Raw genomic sequence first — 2,564 nt, 5'->3', positions numbered from 1 at the left:
AAGGCAGAGCCAGCCTTATAATATCCCATCATCCATTGATCTTTAATCCCTTAAAATCTGTTACCGATAAGACTTACGGACAGAAGTTAATAAGGGCTTTGATAAAAGAGGATATAGCAGTATACTCGGCCCATACCAATTATGACTGCATGCCTGATGGGCTGGGCCGGTACTACAGCCTAAGCCTGGGGCTGGAAGAGGTATCCTGCATCCAGCCCTACAGCCAGCCATGGTACCAGCTGGCTATTTTTGTTCCTGAGGGGCATGAGCAGGAAGTAAGGCAGGCTATCTGCCAGGCGGGGGGAGGTCAATGGGGGAATTATTCCTGCTGTACTTTCAACAGTGCAGGGCAGGGGACTTTTTTGCCCCAACAGGGAGCCCAGCCTTTTATTGGCCAGGCGGGCCAGCTTTCGGTTACCCCGGAGATAAAGATTGAATGCATTGTAAGCCCGGATGTGCTGGACAAAGTTTTGGATGAAGCCTTAAAAAAGCATCCTTACCAGCAGCCGGCCTACCATATATCCAAGCTGGAGAATAGGTTTGCACAAGGAGGTTTAGGCATATGCGGCACACTAAAGAAGAAGATGGATATAGAAAATTTTCTGGCTGCTATCAGCAGCAGCTTAGGCCTGGGGAGTTTTAGATGGACAACCCCTAAATCCGGAAATAACGCTTCAAATATTTCCAGGGTGGCAGTGGTATGGGGCAGTGCTAATTCCTTGGCCGATAGCTTGATGGCTTTGGATTGCCAGGCAGTACTGGTAGGGGAGATAGGCTATCATCATGCTTTGGATCTGGCAGCTGCTGGAAAGACAGTAATAGAAATTGGACATGGATGCAGCGAGCAGTGGGCAATGGAAGATATGTATCGCCGGCTGGTTGATTATTTTGGCCAGGAAGAGGTAGATATAAAGGTGGATAAAAGTAAAATGGGATATATGGCTTGGAGGTATTACAGTGGAAAGCAATTTTAATATACTGGATTTATTAAGACTGCAGGTAGTGGAAAATATGATTGGCGGCCAAGAGAGGCAGCGCCAGGAGCTGCTAAAAAACCAGCAGCTGGCTGAAACCCAGAAACAATATTTGGAAGCCAGCCAGAATTTAGAGCAGCTTAATGCCAGCTACAGTGAACTGGAGCATAACCGTAAAAAACTGGAAGACAAGATACAGATACAGAGGGATAAAATAAAGGCTAACCAGGATAAGCTGTTTTCAGGAACTATCGGGAGCAGCAAAGAGCTGCTTAATTACCAGGAAGAAAATAAGGCTTTGGAGGCTTCCAATAGTAAATTGGAGGATCAGGAGCTGGAACTTATGATGCAAATTGAGGAAATGGAACCCCAGCTGGCTAAGGCCAGGGAAGGGGTAGGACAGTTACAGCAAAAAATAGAGGGCCTTAAGCAGGAAATATCGGTTAAGGTTAAGCAGCTGGATGAAAAGATAAAGATATTTAAGGATAAAAGGGAAGCCATAGCAGCAACCATACCGTCAGGGGAAATGGAAAAGTACCAAAGGGTAAAACAAAAAAAAGGCGGTATAGCGGTCAGTGTGCTAAAAGATAATTTTTGCAGTGTGTGCAATATGGAAATCCCTTTTGTAGAAGCTGAAAAGATAAATGATCCCCTGCAGCTTTACAAATGTCCTTTATGCGGCAGGCTGTCTGTTCTGTACAGGCCGGAAGTGGATAAGATCAAGGAAGAAATGGAAGAATAGATGGAGTACCTAAAAATCTATTTTGATGGGGGCTCCCGGGGAAACCCCGGTCCTTCAGCGGTAGGAATAGTAATTTATGACCAGGATGGAAACCTGGTAGAGGAGATTAGCCAGTTCATTGGACATCAGACTAACAATGTAGCTGAATACCAGGCTTTGCTTAAAGCACTGGAAGCAGCGGAAAAGTATGGGGCGGATAAAGTAATTTTGATAACAGACAGCAAGCTGGTACACAACCAGGTAAAAAAAATATGGAAGATTAAGGATGAAAACCTGCTAAAGATATATATTGCCATTACTCAAAAGCTAAGCAGTTATAAGGCGGTGGATTTAAGGCTGGTGCCCAGGGAGCAGAACCAGGAGGCAGATAAGCTGGTAAACCAGGCTTTAGACAGCCAGGAGGTTACCTACCAAGGGGAGCACCAGGTTAGCTTTGGCAAGGTAGAAGAGTAAAACTTGCTTTTATTATTCATTTGTTTATCATTACTTCTGGAGTTAGCTGAGCGGTCGCGCAATTTTTATTGCGAGGAAAGTCCGAGCTCTACAGGGCAGGATGCTGGGTAACGCCCAGTGGGTTTAGGCCAAAGCTTAAATTCAACGCTAGTGCCACAGAAAATATACCGCCAGTTTTACTGGTAAGGGTGAAATGGCGAGGTAAGAGCTCACCAGCAGTCTGGTAACAGGCTGGCTTGGTAAACCGCATCCAGAGCAAGGCCAAATAGGGGAGTATAAGGTGGCCCGCTTTCTCCCGGGTAAGGCCGCTAGAGGCAAACAGTAATGTTTGTCCCAGATGGATGACCGCTGCCATCTTAGGATGGTACAGAACTCGGCTTATAGGCTAACTCCAA

Annotated in this window: 3 protein-coding genes and 1 other RNA gene; all 4 read left to right on the top strand. The window is 45.9% G+C overall.

Going from position 1 to position 2,564, the window contains the following annotated elements:
• On the top strand, nucleotides 1–974 hold a 974-nt coding region (locus PHN32_09205), incomplete at its 5' end, for a Nif3-like dinuclear metal center hexameric protein (GenBank protein MDD3777764.1).
• The gene (locus PHN32_09200; GenBank protein MDD3777763.1) at nucleotides 958–1,716 is read left to right on the top strand and encodes a hypothetical protein; all 759 of its coding nucleotides are present in this window, start codon (nucleotides 958–960) and stop codon (nucleotides 1,714–1,716) included. The genes PHN32_09205 and PHN32_09200, both read left to right, overlap by 17 nt.
• On the top strand, nucleotides 1,717–2,169 hold the full coding sequence (locus tag PHN32_09195) for a ribonuclease HI family protein (protein MDD3777762.1): 453 nt from the start codon (nucleotides 1,717–1,719) through the stop codon (nucleotides 2,167–2,169).
• Nucleotides 2,170–2,207: 38 nt separating this feature from the next.
• Nucleotides 2,208–2,564, top strand: an RNA gene (rnpB, locus tag PHN32_09190) — RNase P RNA component class A.

The organism is Actinomycetota bacterium (genome assembly GCA_028698215.1).
In the GTDB taxonomy this organism is placed as follows: Bacteria; Actinomycetota; Humimicrobiia; order Humimicrobiales; family Humimicrobiaceae; genus Halolacustris.
Note: the sequence above shows the minus strand (reverse complement) of the source record. Positions and strands in the feature narration are given on the sequence as shown.